The organism is Lysinibacillus sp. NPDC093692 (genome assembly GCF_050280125.1).
GTDB lineage: Bacteria > Bacillota > Bacilli > Bacillales_A > Planococcaceae > Lysinibacillus.
Genome location: NZ_JBNNUW010000015.1, coordinates 66446 through 85540 on the forward strand (window position 1 = coordinate 66446; position 19095 = coordinate 85540).

Annotated in this window: 15 protein-coding genes; 7 read left to right on the forward strand and 8 right to left on the reverse strand. The window is 35.7% G+C overall.

All coding sequences use genetic code 11. From position 1 onward, the window contains the following. Positions 1-161: 161 nt before the first annotated feature. From clpX to ACQKN4_RS16175, 3 genes are all read right to left on the reverse strand, one after another. The gene (gene clpX / locus ACQKN4_RS16165; RefSeq protein WP_337989199.1) at positions 162-1433 is read right to left on the reverse strand and encodes an ATP-dependent protease ATP-binding subunit ClpX; all 1272 of its coding nucleotides are present in this window, start codon (positions 1431-1433) and stop codon (positions 162-164) included. 756 nt (positions 1434-2189) lie between these two features. Beyond that, on the reverse strand, positions 2190-3479 hold the full coding sequence (gene tig, locus ACQKN4_RS16170; RefSeq protein WP_427484189.1) for a trigger factor: 1290 nt from the start codon (positions 3477-3479) through the stop codon (positions 2190-2192). 111 nt (positions 3480-3590) lie between these two features. Beyond that, positions 3591-4580, reverse strand: a complete 990-nt coding sequence (locus ACQKN4_RS16175; RefSeq protein WP_427484190.1) for a hypothetical protein — start codon at positions 4578-4580, stop codon at positions 3591-3593. 575 nt (positions 4581-5155) lie between these two features. Between ACQKN4_RS16175 and ACQKN4_RS16180 the strand changes: the two genes are divergently transcribed. The 7 genes from ACQKN4_RS16180 (at position 5156) to ACQKN4_RS16210 (ending at position 13048) form a co-directional block, all read left to right on the forward strand. Next, positions 5156-5623 carry a hypothetical protein gene (locus ACQKN4_RS16180; protein ID WP_427484191.1) on the forward strand — a complete coding sequence of 156 codons (468 nt, stop codon included), beginning with the start codon at positions 5156-5158 and terminating at the stop codon, positions 5621-5623. 283 nt (positions 5624-5906) lie between these two features. Next, the gene (locus tag ACQKN4_RS16185) at positions 5907-6749 is read left to right on the forward strand and encodes a DUF2785 domain-containing protein (RefSeq protein ID WP_427484192.1); all 843 of its coding nucleotides are present in this window, start codon (positions 5907-5909) and stop codon (positions 6747-6749) included. 833 nt (positions 6750-7582) lie between these two features. Continuing rightward, the gene (gene qoxA / locus ACQKN4_RS16190; RefSeq protein WP_079563108.1) at positions 7583-8542 is read left to right on the forward strand and encodes a cytochrome aa3 quinol oxidase subunit II; all 960 of its coding nucleotides are present in this window, start codon (positions 7583-7585) and stop codon (positions 8540-8542) included. A 32-nt stretch (positions 8543-8574) separates the two neighbouring features. Next, positions 8575-10518 carry a cytochrome aa3 quinol oxidase subunit I gene (qoxB, locus tag ACQKN4_RS16195; RefSeq protein WP_079563107.1) on the forward strand — a complete coding sequence of 648 codons (1944 nt, stop codon included), beginning with the start codon at positions 8575-8577 and terminating at the stop codon, positions 10516-10518. A 1-nt stretch (position 10519) separates the two neighbouring features. Beyond that, positions 10520-11119: a cytochrome aa3 quinol oxidase subunit III gene (gene qoxC, locus ACQKN4_RS16200; RefSeq protein ID WP_079563106.1), complete on the forward strand. Its 600-nt coding sequence runs from the start codon at positions 10520-10522 to the stop codon at positions 11117-11119. Next, complete coding sequence (gene qoxD / locus ACQKN4_RS16205) at positions 11119-11403, forward strand: cytochrome aa3 quinol oxidase subunit IV (RefSeq protein ID WP_079563105.1); 285 nt, start codon at positions 11119-11121, stop codon at positions 11401-11403. Before qoxC ends, qoxD begins: the two co-directional genes overlap by 1 nt. Before the next feature lie 799 nt (positions 11404-12202). Then, positions 12203-13048, forward strand: coding sequence for a DUF6612 family protein (locus ACQKN4_RS16210; RefSeq protein WP_079563104.1), 846 nt, complete (start codon positions 12203-12205; stop codon positions 13046-13048). Positions 13049-13506: 458 nt separating this feature from the next. On the opposite strand, the gene ACQKN4_RS16215 is transcribed toward ACQKN4_RS16210, so the two are convergent. From ACQKN4_RS16215 to ACQKN4_RS16235, 5 genes are all read right to left on the reverse strand, one after another. Further along, positions 13507-14061, reverse strand: a complete 555-nt coding sequence (locus ACQKN4_RS16215; RefSeq protein ID WP_079563103.1) for a GNAT family N-acetyltransferase — start codon at positions 14059-14061, stop codon at positions 13507-13509. A 60-nt stretch (positions 14062-14121) separates the two neighbouring features. Further along, positions 14122-14583 carry a tRNA (N6-threonylcarbamoyladenosine(37)-N6)-methyltransferase TrmO gene (gene tsaA, locus ACQKN4_RS16220; protein WP_079563102.1) on the reverse strand — a complete coding sequence of 154 codons (462 nt, stop codon included), beginning with the start codon at positions 14581-14583 and terminating at the stop codon, positions 14122-14124. 233 nt (positions 14584-14816) lie between these two features. Continuing rightward, complete coding sequence (locus ACQKN4_RS16225) at positions 14817-16001, reverse strand: Ger(x)C family spore germination protein (protein WP_427484193.1); 1185 nt, start codon at positions 15999-16001, stop codon at positions 14817-14819. Positions 16002-16012: 11 nt separating this feature from the next. After that, complete coding sequence (locus tag ACQKN4_RS16230; protein WP_427484194.1) at positions 16013-17110, reverse strand: spore germination protein; 1098 nt, start codon at positions 17108-17110, stop codon at positions 16013-16015. Between the two features lie 25 nt (positions 17111-17135). Next, complete coding sequence (locus ACQKN4_RS16235; RefSeq protein ID WP_427484195.1) at positions 17136-18830, reverse strand: spore germination protein; 1695 nt, start codon at positions 18828-18830, stop codon at positions 17136-17138. Between the last annotated feature and the right edge of the window lie 265 nt (positions 18831-19095).

Below are 19095 nucleotides of genomic sequence, written 5' to 3' on the forward strand. Positions count from 1 at the left end.
ATTCACACTAGTTAATCAATTGAGCCAAAAATTTCATTTAATTACAGTTGGCTTTATGTATGAATGAATAAAAAGCTGACTGTCGAATGTGCGAATATTACACAATCGAAGTCAGCTAAATTACTCTTTATCTCATAACAATAGACAGCCACGTCTGTTCGTTATGCTGAAGTTTTTGTGTCGCTACCTTCATCGAGTTCAGTGCCATCTTCAAGAAGCAATTTCGGTTTTTCTTTATCCGTAATTGTTTTTGCCGTAATGATACATTTTTTCACGTCTTCACGTGAAGGTAGTTCGTACATTACATCAAGCATTGTTGACTCAATAATTGAACGAAGACCGCGTGCACCTGTTTTTCGCTCAATTGCTTCTTTTGCAATTTCAGAAAGGGCACCTTCATCAAACTCAAGCTCAACACCATCTAATTCAAGCATTTTTTGATATTGCTTAGCTAGTGCATTTTTAGGCTCTGTTAAAATTTGTACAAGCGCAGCCTCGTTTAATTGCTCTAGGCTTGCAAGTACCGGTAATCGACCGATGAACTCTGGAATTAAGCCAAATTTCAATAAATCCTCTGGAATCAGCTTTGCCATAATTGAGCCTTCATCCGCATCAATTTTGTTAGGATCTGAACCGAAGCCAATTACTTTTTCACCCTGACGACGTTTAATAATGGATTCTATTCCATCAAACGCTCCACCCACAATAAATAAGATGTTCGTAGTATCGATTTGTAAGAACTCCTGATGAGGATGCTTACGGCCACCTTGTGGTGGGACACTCGCAACTGTACCTTCTAAGATTTTAAGAAGTGCTTGTTGTACACCTTCACCAGATACATCACGTGTAATGGATGGATTTTCAGATTTACGTGCAACTTTATCGATTTCATCAATATAGATGATCCCTTTTTCAGCACGCTCAATATCGTAATCTGCTGATTGAATTAATTTTAATAAGATATTCTCAACGTCCTCACCAACATAGCCAGCTTCAGTTAGTGAAGTAGCGTCTGCAATAGCAAAAGGAACGTTTAATATACGCGCCAATGTTTGGGCCAATAAAGTTTTACCGCTACCAGTTGGGCCGATTAACACAATGTTCGACTTCGCTAATTCTACATCATCAATTTTACTATTTGTATTAATGCGTTTGTAGTGATTGTAAACCGCAACTGCTAAAGCTTTTTTAGCACGTTCTTGACCTATTACATACTCATCTAAAATCGTTAAGATTTCTTTTGGTTTTGGAATATCTTGGAATTCAATTTCTTCTTCAACGCCCAGTTCCTCTACAACGATTTCTGAACAAAGTTCGATACATTCATCACAAATATAAACACCAGGACCCGCAACTAGTTTACGTACCTGTTCTTGTGGTTTCCCACAGAATGAGCATTTTAAATTGCCTTTTTCATCATTAAATTTGAACAATATGTTTCACCCCTATTCAAGCAACAATCTTACAAGATTATTGAATCATTATCAAATAAATTGTCTGCATCCATTTACACCACGGCGTTTATGGTTCAAGATTTTTGACACTCATTGTACAAAAAACATGAATATTGCCACAAAGTTTCCATTTCATTAACTTAATAAATTCCAGCTCACCATCATAGCGTGTAGTTTAACAAATGCTATCCACCACTTAGGGCGAGTCCGAATTATACCAATCATACCTTTTATTACCACACGAGTGTAAGTGACTGATTCTTCAGAAAGCTCTAGCGACCAGAGACCTTACGTTTAGCCAATCTACCTGACCTTCTTCAGTTGGTATTGACTCGTGACTTCACGTTTATACTCGGTAGTATAAGTTACAATTTTTTTAAAATCTATTACATTCGCCAGAGGCTTAACTTCATTCAGAAGAGGATGTATTTCGTTGTTCCTCATTTGGAAGAATTGAGACATCAATCAATTAAACCCTATCTCTGCTGAATAAAGTCAAATTTTAGCATCGTGTGATAAGTCAAACAACACTATGTATTAGAGAAATGTAAAGGCTTTGCCTATCCCCTCTTCAAAAAAGCACTTCCTTTTGGAGGATGCTTTTGCGGTGAAAGTAGTCGTAAAACTAAACCTAACGTGGAATCAAGCTACACCTAAACACACAATATGTGATAAAACAAGGCACGGTATAATGCCGTACCTTGTTTTCATTTTTCTATCCAGTTACAAAAAATCCTATTCAGTAATTTTAGCGTTTTCTACTAAAAATTCAACTGTTTTTTGAATTTTAATGTCGTTTTCAAGAACTGCTGTGCCACCTAAAGCACCAGTAATTTGCTCTTTTGTCATGTTAAATTGAGCAGTCATTTTTTCTAATTCTGCTTCGATATCAGCTTCAGTAGCTTCAACTTTTTCAGCTTCTGCAATTGCTTCAAGAGTTAAAGATACACGTACACGGCTTTCTGCTTCTTCTTTCATTTGTCCGCGTAAATCTTCTTCTGATTGACCTGAGAATTGATAGTAAAGGTCTAAGTTCATACCTTGCATTTGTAAACGTTGACCAAATTCTTGTAACATACGATCAGTTTCAGAGTTAATCATACCAGCAGGTACTTCAAAATCAGCATTTCCAGCTGCTTTTTCAACTAATTCGTCACGAAGTGCTGCATTTGATTCAGCTAGTTTTTGTTCTGCAGTTTGCTCTTTGATTTTAGCGCGTAAAGCTTCAACACCCTCAACTTCTGGGTCTAATTCTTTAGCGAATTCATCGTTTAGTTCTGGAAGAACTTTTGTTTTAACTTCTTTTACTGTTACTTTGAAAGTAGCTTCTTTACCAGCTAATTCAGCTGCATGGTATTCTTCTGGGAAAGTTACAACTACATCTTTAGATTCGCCAGTTTTAATACCTACAATTTGCTCTTCGAAGCCAGGGATGAATGAACCTGAACCAATTTCTAGTGGGTAGTCTTCACCTTTGCCACCTTCAAACGCTTCTTCACCTACGAAACCTTCAAAGTCGATAACAGCTGTATCGCCTTCTACGATTGCTTCGTCTTCTTTAATTTCTAGCTCTGCTTTACGAGCTAATTGTTCTTGAATTTGTGTTTCTACTTCTTCATCAGTAACTTCTACTGGAAGTTTCGTAACTTCTAAACCTTTGTACTCACCAAGTTTTGGCTCTGGTTTCACTGTTACTTGAGCAGTAAATGTGAAATCTTTACCATGTGCGAAGTTTTCTGTACCAGAAATTTCTGGGTAATCTACTGGCATAATACCAGCTTCATCGATAGCTTTTGAATAAGATTCAGGAACGATGATTTCTAATGCATCTTGGTATAAAGATTCGATACCAAAGCGTTGTTCAAACATATTACGAGGCATTTTTCCTTTACGGAAACCTGGTACGTTAATTTGTTTTACAACTTTTTTGAACGCTTGGTCCATTGCTGCGTCTACTTCTACAGCAGGTACTTCAATTGTAAGAGTACCGATATTACCTTCTTGTTTTTCCCATTTTGCTGACATGTATAAATACCTCCAAATAAATAATCAAGTTTATTGTTAGACAATTCATTCGTAACTACGATTTTGACAACCATTTTAGTATAACATAGATGCGTATAGTTTCAACTTATTTCATACTTCATGTAGTTCCGTCATTTTTTCTAACATTTGTAAAAAGTCAATGATTTCATAGTTCATTTCTTGTACTTTTCCGAGCATAGATTGTACAAAGTCAATATAACTATAGGCAATATCATCAGCTTCATACTGGTGCCATTCAAACGGATATGTCACAATGGCATGCTTCGCCATTAAGTATTGTACCATTTCCAACGTCGATGGGTCTTGCTCTAATTTATTTTCGATTATTTTTTTTACTTCCCTATACTGAGGCAACTGATTTGGCAAGACTAAATTGATAGGGTTAATAATCTTTGTTCCATTAAATTTTGAGACCGTAATCTCAATTGACACTTCTTGTTCCACTAATAGAATTAATGCTAAACTCTGAACAAATGGATGGATTGTAGGAGATTCAATAATATCTTTCAATGCTGTCTTTAATTGCCTTACATTCGTCTCCATTAAACGATGCAGTCGAATAGATTGTTCATTTGCCGTTAAGGTACTAAATTCCGAAAGTTCATATTCTTGCTCTTCTAACAATCGTTTTGCATCTTCTTTTTTTTGGAGATTCATTGCAACATCTTGATTCAAGCTTCTTAAGCGTTCAAATTTCTCAAGCTGATCTTCCGGAAGTACATTTTCTTCTATTAATGTCGAAATTAACGACTCTACTTGGTGGTATTCCTTTAATTGCATACATACAGTAACATACAGCTCCATTACTTCCACATATAAAGTCGTACCCATAGCAAATAATTGCTCACAAACATTTTTAACCTTATCGTATGCTTTTAATTCATATAAAGCATACGCGTAAGCACTTAATGCCATTTCGTCTCCATCTTCATATAAAAATGCTTTTTCAAAGCTGGCCACTGCCTCTTCATATTGATAATTTTCCGCATACATATGTCCTTCACGTATTAATGTCTGAACAGCACCAGGAAAAACAACAATATTGTCATGTTTTATAACATGTCGTTTTCGCTTTGTCATTTTTCTCACCTCTTTACGACTATTTTACTTATTAGTTTCTATATGAATCATCACACTATCATGGAGTTGATTTACGAATCTGACCGAGGGCTTTACGAAGAGTTGCGATAAGCTACTGGGGGTTAGTCACAAAAGCGTTATTACTGAACTTTGTGCGTTCCTCTATTGATTCCCACCAGGGTCTCATCTGTAATGCTCCCCTCATTTACTCCAATTCAATCTTATTAGACAGTATACGTTTTAACATATATCATTTTTAACATTCAACGATGACAATATAAATTTACTCCCTGCTTATTTAAAAAAAATCATTGCTTTAGCATTACATATTTTGTAATAAATTGTATTATAATTAATAATATCTTTCATTTATTACTATTTACAGGCATTCAGCTTTCAGCAAACTACAGACAAAAACATGTGCTGCTGACGCTTCGCTTTCGCATAAAAAACATCTGTTGCTGACGCTTCGCTTTCGCACAAAAAACATCTGCTGGAATGCACAAAGCTGATTCCTGACGCAATTATGCCGTAGCATAATTGATGGCAAAAGTTCTTCACAAGGAGTGGAATACATGCAATTAATAGATACAGTTAGTGAATTCGGTAGTAGCATCTCTCCTATGTTTGAGGCACTACCAATTAAAGTTGTTTCGTTTTCTACAGCGGACAATCCTTATCAGAAGGATTACCCGATCGAATTTGAAATACTCACACGGACAAAGATTGATTTATACACGCAAGAAGCAAATACACATATTATAAGTATCCAAGGTTACATTCCTGGCTCCATTTCAATCGGGCACCAACATGAGTCACTTTTTATTATTCCCCAAAGTGTACACATTGAATGCGACTATAAACTTCTAAGTATCGACCAAAAAGATATGCAACGAATCTTACAGCACGCCGAACCGAATCATCATTATAGCGAATGGCTAATCGAAACCATTAAAAATGCAAATATTCTTGTTGAATTAAAAACCAACCAAAATACTTATACTGAATGGCCGCTCGGTATAAAGTCAGCCCTTATATCATGACTAAGATGAGACATACTTAAATAGGTATGTCTTTTTTATGTGCTCCTTGAATAAGTCTTTCCCTTTTTGTTGCTTGTCTATCATATCAACTTTTTGTTGTTTCTGGAATTCCCATTGCCAATATACTTCTATATCACTAGAAAACTTTACAAATCAACAAATTCATCGTTGAAGCGTTATAATAAAAAGACCTAGCTCCATATAAGCATTTTTACTATGTTCAACTAACACTTCGAAAAGAATGCTCTTATAGAGAATTAACTTAACCTCGGGGGAATTACATATGGATATTAAAAATACATTACAATCATTCTCAACCATGACATCTTCAGAACGACAAGAATTTATGATACAAAATGGCGAATGGTTGTTACAAGAAATGTTAACTCACATTGGTTCACCAGATGCTGAATTACGAGACAAATTAATTTATCGAACTTTTATTGATCTACTTAGCGACAATTTACTGAGCAATGAACAGCTACAATACTTATTTGATACTGTAATAGGCGATGATTATTTATTTTTAAACATAGGTGAAGAAATGACAGATAGTGTCTTCACTCGCTCGTTTTCTGCTTTACTTGTTGCAGGTATTCTCGTAAAAGATGCTGAACTACTAATTTTAAGTGATGAGCGTTTACAAATTTTCTTTAAAAAGATCGGTCGCTATTTATTATTGGAAAAAGATACGAGAGGACATGTTCAAGATAAAGGTTGGGCGCATAGCATTGCACATGGTGCAGATTTAGCGGCTATGACAATTAAACACCCCAAATTTGATTTACAACATGCGCCTTTAATCTTGCATGCTTTGAAACTTGTTACTTGGAAAGATACTGTTTTTGTCAACGACGAGGAGGAACGCTTAGTTACTATTATTGAAGCGTTACTAGCTCGTGACTACTCTGAGGAAGCATTAATAGAATTTGCCGAACAAGTATTTGATAAATTTGAACTGCATTTAATGACTCAAGGTTATAACGAAGCCTTTTTCAGTGGACGTACATGTACATTAAATTTAATGAAAACATTGTATTTTGCTTTAAAGATGCATAACCTAGCCCCAAAACTTCAAAATACTATATATGGCCAAGTCGCAAAATGGCTAAAACTAGGCGCATAAAATGTCTGGCGTAATTAGACGAACTTAAGCGAATTTCACTTTCTTTCTGCTTCATACATTTAATTTCGTTCCCATACCAAATTTAGCAAACTAAGAATCTCCTTAGTTTGCATTTTTTACTTTTTAAGTAAAATATCAAAAACCCAATAAATGGAAGTACATAATTATATTAACATAATTTATATTCGTTTCCGAAATACTCCTTTCCAATCATCCCTTACATTGAAAGTTTATCCTGATATATCCACATCTCTACTTTTTGTTTACTCATATTTTTTTAAAACGCAACAATAAAGCATTCAACAACCTAATTTAACAGCGATTTTATTACAAAATGAAGTCTAAAATGTGAAATGACATTTTCACAAAAAAAACTATTTACTTAGTTAAGGATAAGAAACTCAGTGTTTTCAACGTTTAAACAGTGTTTATTATATTAAACACAAAAATACTAATATTGAAATAACGATTTTCGTTCAAAGAATGTTCATATTTATCCCCAGTTTACTATTAAAAATATAAAAAAATAATTTTTTTTCTTTCAAACGGGGCGTATAATCCTATATGCAAACAACGACATTTGTGTCGATCGATTATGACACATTGTTTAAAAATCGATTACACAGATTAATGACTTTGCGAACGCTTGCATTAGACCAATCAAATACTACATTCAATGTTTCATAGTGAACCATGCCATTGTAAGTATTTCTGATTATTTGATTGGTACAACAATTAAAAGAGGTGACCGTATTACCCACTATTTATAAATTCGAATCTATATATAAACATATGAAATTTATGAATAGCCGTTTTATAGAAAGGAGTCAAACATGAAGAAAAAGTTAAGCTTAATGTTTGTTGCATTTAGTGCGCTAGCAATTCTTGCTGGCTGTGAACCCCTAACAGTTTTTGATCCTAAAGGGCCAAATGCCAAAACATTATCAGACACAATTATTTTATCCATTATTACAATGGCCTTTATATTACTAGTCGTGTATGTGCTTTTAGCATTTATGCTAACTAAATATCGTGCTTCAAAAGCATCTGCCGATTATGAGCCTCCTCACGAAGAGGGTAGTCATCTACTTGAAATAATATGGACAGTTATCCCTATTATCATAGTGGCATTCTTGGCAGTTGTTACTGTAAGAACAACAAGTACTGTCGAGACAACACCAGAAGGTTATGACAATAAAGAGCCACTTGTTATTTACGCATCATCTTCTAACTGGAAATGGCATTTTAGCTATCCAGAGCAAGGTGTTGAAACTGTAAACTATGTAAATATTCCAACTGACCGTCCAATCGAGTTCAAACTTTACTCTTTCGGACCAATCACAAGTTTCTGGATTCCACAATTAGCTGGTCAAAAATACGCGATGAGTGACATGTTAACAACTATTCACCTTGCTGCAGATGAGGTTGGTTCATTCATGGGCCGTAACTCTAACTTTAACGGTCGCGGTTTTGCTGAAATGGAATTTGAAGCGCAATCTATGACACAAGCAGACTTCGACGATTGGGTTTCTAAAGTAAAAGCAAACGAAAAACCATTAACAGAAGAAAAATTTGATGAACTATTAAAAGCAGAACACGTTGGTCGTTCAAGCTATTCATCTACACACTTAGAATTTAGACCTGCTCCAATGGAACACAGTGAACACATGAAAATGGGCGGCATGGATCATAGTGATATGGACATGTCCGAAAAAGAAATGGATCACTCTAAAATGGATCATGGGAATCATTCTGATTCAGAGAAAAATTCTGAAGAAACACATTCACATTAATTTTATTTTCACACCTGAAAGGAGCGCATCCAATGAGCATGGAAGAAGTATTCCATCCTATGCAAGAACCGATGATTTTAGCGGCAGCTATTAGTATCGTAGTTGGAGCAGTGGTTATCGTAGCTGGCCTTACATATTTCAAAAAATGGGGCTATTTCTACAAAAACTGGCTATCAACTGTTGACCATAAAAAAATCGGTATTATGTATATCGCTACAGCACTTTTGATGCTAATGCGCGGCGGTATCGATGCACTATTAATGCGTGCACAAACGGCAGTTCCTGATAATGGACTTCTTGATGCACAACACTATAATGAGATTTTCACAACACACGGTTTATTAATGATTTTATTCATGGCTATGCCATTCGTAATTGGTTTAATGAACATTGTTATCCCACTGCAAATTGGTGCACGTGACGTTGCCTTCCCACGTCTGAATGCAGTCAGCTTCTGGTTATTTGCAGCTGGTTGTGGTTTATTAAACCTATCATTTATCATTGGTGGTTCACCTGATGCTGGTTGGACAGCTTACTTCCCATTAGCTGGGACAGAATTTAGTCCAACTGTTGGGAACAACTACTATTCTTTAGCTTTACAATTATCAGGGATTGGTACGTTAATGACTGGTGTTAACTTCATCGCAACAATCATTAAAATGCGTGCACCTGGTATGACATTAATGAAAATGCCAATGTTCACTTGGTCAATTTTAATTACAAACATTATTATCGTATTTGCATTCCCAGTATTAACTGTAGCACTTGCATTAATGATGCTTGACCGTCAATTCGGTACACAATTCTTTGCAATGCAAAATGGTGGTATGGATATGCTTTGGGCCAACCTATTCTGGGTTTGGGGACATCCTGAGGTTTATATCGTTATCCTACCTGCTTTCGGTATCTTCTCTGAAATCATTGCGACATTTGCACGTAAAAACTTATACGGCTATAAATCAATGGTTATGAGTATGGTCGTTATTTCGTTACTATCATTCTTAGTATGGGCCCACCACTTCTATACAATGGGTCACGGTGTAATGGTAAACAGCGTATTCTCTATTACAACAATGGCAATCGCTGTTCCGACAGGGGTTAAAATATTTAACTGGTTGCTCACAATGAGACACGGTAAAATTCAATTTACAACTCCTATGCTTTATGCTCTTGGCTTTATTCCTATCTTCACAATTGGTGGGGTTACAGGGGTAATGCTTGCAATGGCAAGTGCTGACTATCAATATCATAATACGATGTTCTTAGTTGCCCACTTCCACTATGTATTAATTCCAGGTACAGTATTCGGTGTACTTGCAGGTTACCACTACTGGTGGCCAAAAATGTTCGGTTTCCGTTTAAATGAAAAACTAGGTAAAGCTGCTTTCTGGTTTATCGCAGTATGCTTTAACGTAACATTCTTCCCTCTATTCATTTTAGGTTTAGATGGTTACGCTCGTCGTATGTACACTTACTCTGAGTCAACTGGCTACGGTCCATTGAACATGCTATCGTTCATCGGTGGTATTGGTCTTGCTGTCGGCTTTGCGTTAATCGTATATAACATTTACTACAGCTGGAAACATATGCCACGTAATGAAAAAGCAGATGTTTGGGATGGTCGTACGTTAGAATGGGCTACTCATTCTCCAGTTCCAGAATATAACTTTGCAGTAGTTCCAACTGTTACACGTTTAGATGAATACTGGTTCGCGAAAAAAGAAGGTCGCGATATTACAGCCGGTAAAATTGAAAAAATTCACATGCCTAACAACACTGGCACACCATTCTGGATGAGCGGATTCTTCTTCCTTGCAGCATTCTTCGCTGTATTCAATCTATGGGTTCCAGCAATCATTAGTATGATTGGTGTATTTGGCTTTATGATTCATCGTTCATTCGAAAAGGATCATGGTCGATACATTTCAGTTGAAGAAGTTATGGCAACTGAAAAAAGCTTGAGAGGTGATAAATAATATGAAAATCGATTCTTCACTTCCATTAGAATATAGTACAGAAGAAAATCGCCTGAAAATTTTCGGTTTCTGGATTTTCCTTGGTGCCGAAATCGTATTATTCGCCACACTATTTACAGTGTATTTCACACTTCAAACACGTACAGGTAGTGGCCCAAATGGCGCTGAGATTTTCGAATTAACACCAGTCTTATGGGAAACATTCTTATTATTAACAAGTAGTTTCACAATTGGTCTTGGTGTTCATGCAATGCGTATTGGCAATAAAAAAGCGATGATGGCATTTTTCATCATCACACTTCTATTAGGTCTTGGCTTCTTAGGCATTGAGATTGATGAATTTGTCACATATGTTGAAGAAGGTGCGACTATTCAAACAAGCGCATTCTTATCGGCATTAATGACTTTACTTGGTACGCACGGTCTCCACGTAACATTCGGTTTCTTCTGGGGCGTTGCAATTTTAATCCAAGTAGCTAGCCGTGGTTTAAACCCACAAACAGCTAACAAAGCGTTTATCTTCTCACTGTACTGGCACTTCCTAGACGTTGTTTGGATTTTCATCTTCAGCTTCGTCTACTTGAAAGGACTGATTAGCTGATGAAGGATTTATTCCCAAAACAACACGTGATGGGCTTCGGCTTCTCACTATTACTAACACTTGTAGCTTTAGCTGTTATTAAATTCGATATGTCTTATAACATGGCATTTGGTGTTTTACTAGTAACTGCTCTTGCACAAGCAACTGTACAATTAGTATTATTCATGCACATCGGTGAATCTGAAGACAAGAAAACGTTATATACAACGATTTTATATTCAGTATTCGTAGGTGTTGTCACAATCATTGGTACATTATTCGCAATGATCTGGGGCTATAATTGATAAACAGAGCCGAGAAAATGGTGTCATTTTCTCGGCTCTTTCTTTTTGTAAATATATTTTTCAACACTGGAAGACCAGCCCTATTTAAAAATACCACCCCTTCTAATATCGAACAACACTCTCCCTGTACATACTTATTTCTGTCTTATAAAAGCTACCAGCTGTAATGCTCCCTTACTACAACGTAAAATCATTAGAATCCTCCAAAAACTAATCCACTAGTGATAGTTTATTACCTTACCCCATTGGCTTATCACCAAATTCGTGGATGTCATTTCTTAAAACACATGACATGTTGATTGAAGTGAAGATTGAGCGACTCCTTCGGGATCAGCATCACACAGATAAGACCCTGCAGCGAACGAAGGTTTAGAGCATCAGGTCCTGTGCTAATGCTCTCATGACCAACATCTTCTTGTTGTCGCTACACTTCGCGCAAAAAACATCTATTATTGCCGCTACATTGCACTGATTTTCACAAATAAAACGTTTCTTGCCCGATGTCCGGAGGAAAGCGCCCAGCCAGAACGGAAATCAACCATGCGTTATGATGATGAGCTATACCATTGCGATATTTTACAATGCCAACAATAAATTTATTGATCGTCTCTTAATATTCATGAACTACTTTTCTTGAGACTTATCATAAGCATGGAGGCTTATAAATAAAGTTATGGGTTGGGCATTTACTATTATTTTACTATCAGACTAGTATTTTTTAGTAAAAAAAGAAATTTTTCCTATAATAGTTATGTATACTAGTAGATAATGTTTTCCCCAAGAATAGGAGATGAAAGTAATGAACAAAATTTTTAAAGTTTTGAGTGTTGGAGCATTGGCACTGACACTAGCAGCTTGTAACAGTAGCGCTACCCCAACGAAAGGTACTACTAAAACCAGTGACCTTACTTTAGAGCAAGTATTTGACAAAACAATGAAGCGTCTAGCAGACATTAAAAGTTCGAGTGCAAAAATGGATGTTACTCAAGAGGCAAAAATGGGGTCAGGTGAAAAAGCAAAGGAATTTACTAGTGATACCAAAATAGCGGTAGATTTAGTTTACGAACCACTTGGTACACACTTCTCACTTACAACAACATCCCCAGATACGCCAAGCGAAGAAGCGTCAGTTGAAATATACATGGAGCAGGATCAAGGTATTTTCGTAAAAGACGAAACGACTGGCAAATGGTTAAAGTTACCAGACGATAATTTCGATTCGATTTTAAAGGAAACTACATCATCTTCAAACGCGAAGGAAACATTAGAACAACTTAAAAAGTATGTAAGTGATTTCAAATTCGAGCAAACAGATGATGCATATGTCTTAACTTTAAATGCAAAGGACAATAAATTTAAAGAACTTATCGATTCTCAAATAAAAAAATCGATGAAAGGTATTAACCTTCAAGAAAATCCTCTTGATAACTTAATGATTAATAAAATGAACTACGTGCTATATATTGATAAAGAAACTTTTGATACAAATAAAATAGAAGTGGATATGGATTTGAAAATAAAAGTGGCCGATGAAGAATTATCTTCGAAAAGTAAGTCAGTTGTAACATACACTGATTTCAATAGCCTAAAAACAATCGATATTCCAAAAGAAATTATCGATAACGCACAAACTGTTGCACAGTAAAAAATACAAAAAAAGGAATCTGATACTTTAACGCAGGTTCCTTTTACTTTGGGTACTACTTCAATTAGATCATTTTTGCAAATTTAGTAGCTTAAAATCTATTAAAGAAGGCCATTACGATTTAAAACATATTACGAACAAAATCGCTGTCATTATGGATTTAAGAGAATTAACAATCAATATGTAAAACTTGCATTTAGAAACTGAAGGCTAAAAATCGTTCCCATGCTATTAGCTTACTTTATCAGCAAGGCATTATTTTATAAAATAAATGAAGGGGATTTCCCTCTCCCCTTCGTTGTAAAGTTTATTAAACCATTCTATTTGTACTCTGTTCTTTACATTTTAAACGACCATTAAGTGACCAATTCGGCCACATCCTTAAAACCTACTCAAATGGTCACGCTTAAGGATTTCTTTTATCAACTAAACATATACGCTTTACAAATTTAATTACTTCATTGACATGCTTTAGCCTCTATAGCGTAATGAAGTAATCCTTCAAAATCCTTCAACTCCGGATTAAGATTTATATACGTATATTCATAGTTCATTCCTAATTTAGCCACAATTCGTAAAGAAGCCGCGTTTTCAGGGTGAACGACTGCAATAACCTTAAGTAAACCAATCTTATTAAACGCATAATTTAGTAAAGCTTGTGCAGCCTCATACGCAATTCCTTGCCCTCTATAAGCTTTCGAAATACCATAATATATTTCGACCTCAGTTTCTTTTACATCATCTGGACCAAGGCCACAGTAGCCAATTAACGTTTGTCTTTCTCTATCTACTATGGCTAGATTCAATTTATGTATTTTGGAAAGCGTATTTTTTTTGTTGCATTGAATGGACCACTCTATTATCCGCTGAACATCACCTCGACTAGGTACATCCTCTGGGATAAATTGATAAAAATCAGGCTCAGAAACGACTGCATACAATTCATCCAAATCCGTTAAAGCATATGGACGAATGATTAGTCTCTCGGTTTCAATATGTAGATTTAAAAACATATTGTTTACTCCTTCAATTGATTGAAATTAAAAAATCTTCATTTCTTTTGTGTACATATACTAGTCCCAATAATTCTTCATTAAATCAGTTGCCCAACTTGGCTGCTTTAATTCACTTTTCGGTAAAAACTCTTTCATGACAGGTTTAATATCAATAATTGGTGTTCCATCAATAGCATCAAGGCCGCTAACGATTAATGTTCTATCCTTTAATTCCAATAATTCTACAACCGTTACACCTATTTTATTAGGTCTATTTTTACCTCTCTGAGCGAAAATACCGACTTCCGGATAATCCTTATTATTTCTTGGATGTCTCGCTTCAAATTGAATTTTCTCATCTGCAACTTTATCAAAATAAAAAATTATTTCTAAATGAGAAAAATCATCAATCCCTTTTAAGGACGATGCATGTATATCTTTTGTCAATTCAACAGTTGAGATGACGTCACCCCAATTGTCATCTTCAATCATTTTTCGACTATTGCTCACTACAGCTACTGGTTTAATACTGTATTCCACACAAAACGACCTCATCTACAGTTGTTTTCACTTGCACATTTTCCGTTTAATTCCAGTATACTCCAACAATTACCGATGTCAATTTTAGGAGATTACCTGCTTTTATTCTTTATCTACAGTTTTTTAGGGATTAAGTGGTAGTATACCGAACTTAATCCCTTTTATATTTCCTAGCATTGTATAAAACTTCACTACCATGTACATTTATTATCCTTCATAAAACGAAATCAGTTTTATTCCCCTGACGTCCCATAGTCTTTTATCGTTATTTTTACCTCACACTGAATCGGTACTTCGTTAAATGTTTGATCCCAATCTTTTTTTAGCTTTTTCCATACTTTTGGGTACTCTATTCTCAGTCTTGTTCCAAACCCTGATACGTCCGTTTGATACTCTTTTTGTATCTTCTCTAAAACATTTTTCACAAGACGCTCTACCTCTTTTTCAGTAGCTCTTTCTGCTTTTTTCAAAAACTTATTATCAAATGTTTTCTCAGATAGAACCCAATGCTCAGCAATTCGCCCTTCAGATTCGATTTTTACATTAAATGAGATATTGTCTCCATCAACATGGGGTATAATTTTACTTTTCATTGACAGTATCTCGTATATAATCGGCTGATCTGTCCCTTCATAATAACTTGGTACTAAACCACCTTTGCCCTCTCCTGTTATCCACGTAATACCCTCTAATTCTTTTCCCGTAAGAAAACCCCGAAGTTTTTTAGTTTTACCTTCTATCACAGCTGCACCAGCAAATTTCATTTCTCCATTTTCTGAAGTTACACTTTGCAACAAAAAACTCGCTCTAGAATTTAATTTTCCTTGTAGCTTTGCAAGCGTCATCGGTGGTAGTATCTTTGTCGTCCTTTTATGCCCTTTCATCATCTCAACAAGTTGAAACGCTGGAATTGTAGTTGGTTCGATCGATTCAAGTATATTACTTGCACGATTTTTAGCGATGAGAAGAAGCCCACTTGGTCTCATTTCTATTTCTCTAAGAAAAAAATCCATTGTTTGTGTTAGATTGAATGTACTGGCAAAATTCTCTCCTATGACAATGACCTTTGAATGTTCTGCAAAAGCACGTTTGTCGTTTTTTTCTATCATACTACGTAAAGTGGGAAGAACAGCCTCTCCAGTTTCAGAAACATTTTTGTAAGCTTTTTGTTCCTTTTTACCTTCTTTTGCACCAGAACCAGTTGTCTCTGAGGTAACGAATTGATTGGTAATTGTAATGAGCTCTTTATTAGAGTTATTAGCTTCTTGTTCCTCCAATACCTCCCTAGAACTACTATCTGTTTCTAAATCTAGCGAAGTACCTACAATAAGACCTAAGTCTTCAATTTCTTTACTGCTCCAGCAGCCTGTAAGAAGTAGAAGAGATAACAGCAAACCTAGACGAAATCGTCCCTTCATATTGTTTAGTTTCATGTTTTTCTACCCTTCAACTTCGAAATAAAAAGTAAGATTACTGGAAAAACACCAAATAAGTATAATGCAGCATTCCCAATCATATCACCGAACTTAAAGAGGTCATTGATATTTTTAGGCGTCATAGAAATAATATAAATAATCGGTAACAACCCGAATATAAAGGGCTGTATGTTCTTTTTAAAGAGTTGAGCTAATCCTAAAGCTGCGGCAAAATAGGTAATAGTAAAGGTGGCGAATATTTGCATGATCCAAATCACGAGTAAAAAAGACTCAAATCGTTCAAAGATTAATCCTGGAATTTCAAAACTTCGCATAAGTTCTAATGTAGGCCATGTTCTCGTAACAACTCCATCGATTGATAAAGCTCCTATTACCATTACAACTGTTATGACATAAAAGATTAAAGGAATCGTTAAGCCTACAAGGACGACTTTTACTGCTTTCGTCTTCTCTGACTGCTTCATTAATGCGACAAGCAACAGCATAATTTCAGGACCTAAAAATGCAAGGGTCGCTGTCTTTACTCCTTTTAATACTGGCATGACTCCCAATCCTAATACCGGACGTAAATTATCTATTTCAAATATGCCCATGCTCATTAAAGCGACCAATAAAAAGAGGACAAACGTAATAGGAAAGATGATTTCAAATAGTCGAGCAATCGCGTTAATTCCACTACTAATCAAATAAAGGCCTATCCACAAAAAGGGCAAAATGATTGCCCAAGTTGGAGTACCTTCGAGCAAAAAGATTGAGGTTACTTCAGCCATTATTCTGACTTCAAATGCCGAAATTGTAAAAAAATAGACTATAATAAGTAAACTTAAAAACCAACCTGCCCATTTCCCTACAATATCTTGGCTATATTGATAGAAGGTTTTATCAGGATATTTTTGGCTTAATTTCACGATAATCACAGCTGCAATTATCGCAATAATCCCTCCTAAAAAAACACTAATCCACACATCCGGTGATTTGACCTTTTCAACAGATGTTCTTGGCAAGGTAAGTATTCCTGTAGCCAAAATATAATTAACGAGGACAACAACTGCTTGTGAAGCCGTAATTTTGTCTTGTGAATTAATCATCATGCCAGTTTATTTCCTTTCCTAGTGACTAATCTTGACGGCTAGAATCTTTTGTATGCAACATCTTTGGACGACGTTTCATCATCATCAGTGGCATACGAACCATAAAGTCTTTCCAATCACTTGCTCTATAAAGAACCGTCGGACTAACAAAAGGGATGCCAAAACTCTTCAACTTCACCAAATGGCTGCAAAGAAGTAAGAAAAACAGGATAACCCCATATAAACCAAATAAAGCAGCAAAAATCATTGCTACGAAACGAAGCATGCGCAACGAAATTCCCGCATTATATTGCGGAATAGCAAAGGAAGAAATAGCTGTTAACGCAACAACAATTACCATAATGGGGCTAACAATCCCTGCTTGTACCGCAGCTTCCCCAATAACAAGCCCTCCGACTATTCCCATTGTAGGACCAATAGGCTTAGGCAAACGAAGCCCAGCTTCTCGTAAAATTTCAATAGCTACTTCCATAATTAGTGCCTCAATTATTGCAGGAAACGGAACACCTTCCCTCGTTCCCATCATAGACAATGCTAGCTTAGTTGGAATTAAGCCCTGATGAAACGAGACAAACGATATATAGATGGATGGTGCAAAAAGCGTAATAGCTGCAGCTAAATAACGTAATAGTCGAATGAGTGTACTTGGCAACCATCGTTCATAATAGTCTTCTGGTGATTGCAATAACATACTAAATGTCACTGGCACGATTAATGCAAAAGGTGTCCCATCTAATAAAATTGCCACTCTTCCTTCCATCAAGGCAGCAAAAACACGGTCTGGACGTTCCGTATTCTGGACTTGTGTAAAAGGGCTGAGATAATTATCTTCGATTAGTTGCTCTACATAGCCCGATTCCGCAACATCATCAATATTAATTGTTTGAATTCTTTTCTTAACCTCTTCGACCAAGTTCGGGTCTGCAATCTCTTTGACATAGGCGATAACCAATTCTTTTTTTGAACGTTTACCTACTTGAAAATTGATAATTGATAAATCACTATTTTCACCATGCTGTCTCAATAGAGCCGTATTATCACTTAACGTTTCTGTAAAGCCTAACCTCGGGCCTCGAACCAATGCTTCCGAAACCGGTTCTTCAATATTGCGCGATTTTTCTTTGACTGTCCCGAGCATTAATACATTTGGCATTCCATCAATTATCAAGGCGGTCGAGCCTGCTAATATTTTGCCTACAGATTGCTTTACATCATACTCTTCTGTGAGGTCACTCACGGAAAGAACTTCATTTTTAATAAACTTCTGTAAAAAGTCTCCTTTTTCATATAAAGACTCCTGCTCATCTTTTTGTGAAAAATCCCCCATTAAAGATGTCAAAATATGTTTATCAATCAGCTCTTTATCTGACAGTCCATCAAGAAAAATAATCGCTGCACGTATGTCTGTGTTCCCTATGTGAAACTCCCTAAAATGCACATCCCAGTTATGACCAATCTCTTTCCTAACAAGTTCAACATCTAAGTTGAAATCGCCCGTATAATAATCATATGACTCTTTGGAAGACGACTCTTTTTGATATTCCAACTCATTTTTTTGTGTAGTTTGATCTGTCATTTTCACCATGTCATCGTCATTCATCTCTTGTTTAGATACTATCCCATTAAACAATTTGAAAATAATATAAGGAATGAAAAATACAATAAAACCTTGCATAAATACTTTCCATTCTGGAATGTAGGCTAAGATCTTTTCCCACATATTTATCACCCTCTTAAGCTGATAATAAAGCGGATTACAACTATCACTATTTATATAGTTCCATCATTATCTAAGCAACGGCATTTTAAACTTATTTCATTCAACATTCTTCGCAAGATATGAATAAGGTTGCATTTATATTGAAAATTCCTTTTGCGTAAAAAACAAAAAATCTTTTGCCATTGTTGTGCAAAAGATTTCTCTTATATGGTGAACACTATTAATTACAAACTACTAATAAATTACATTAAAATATTGTCCTATA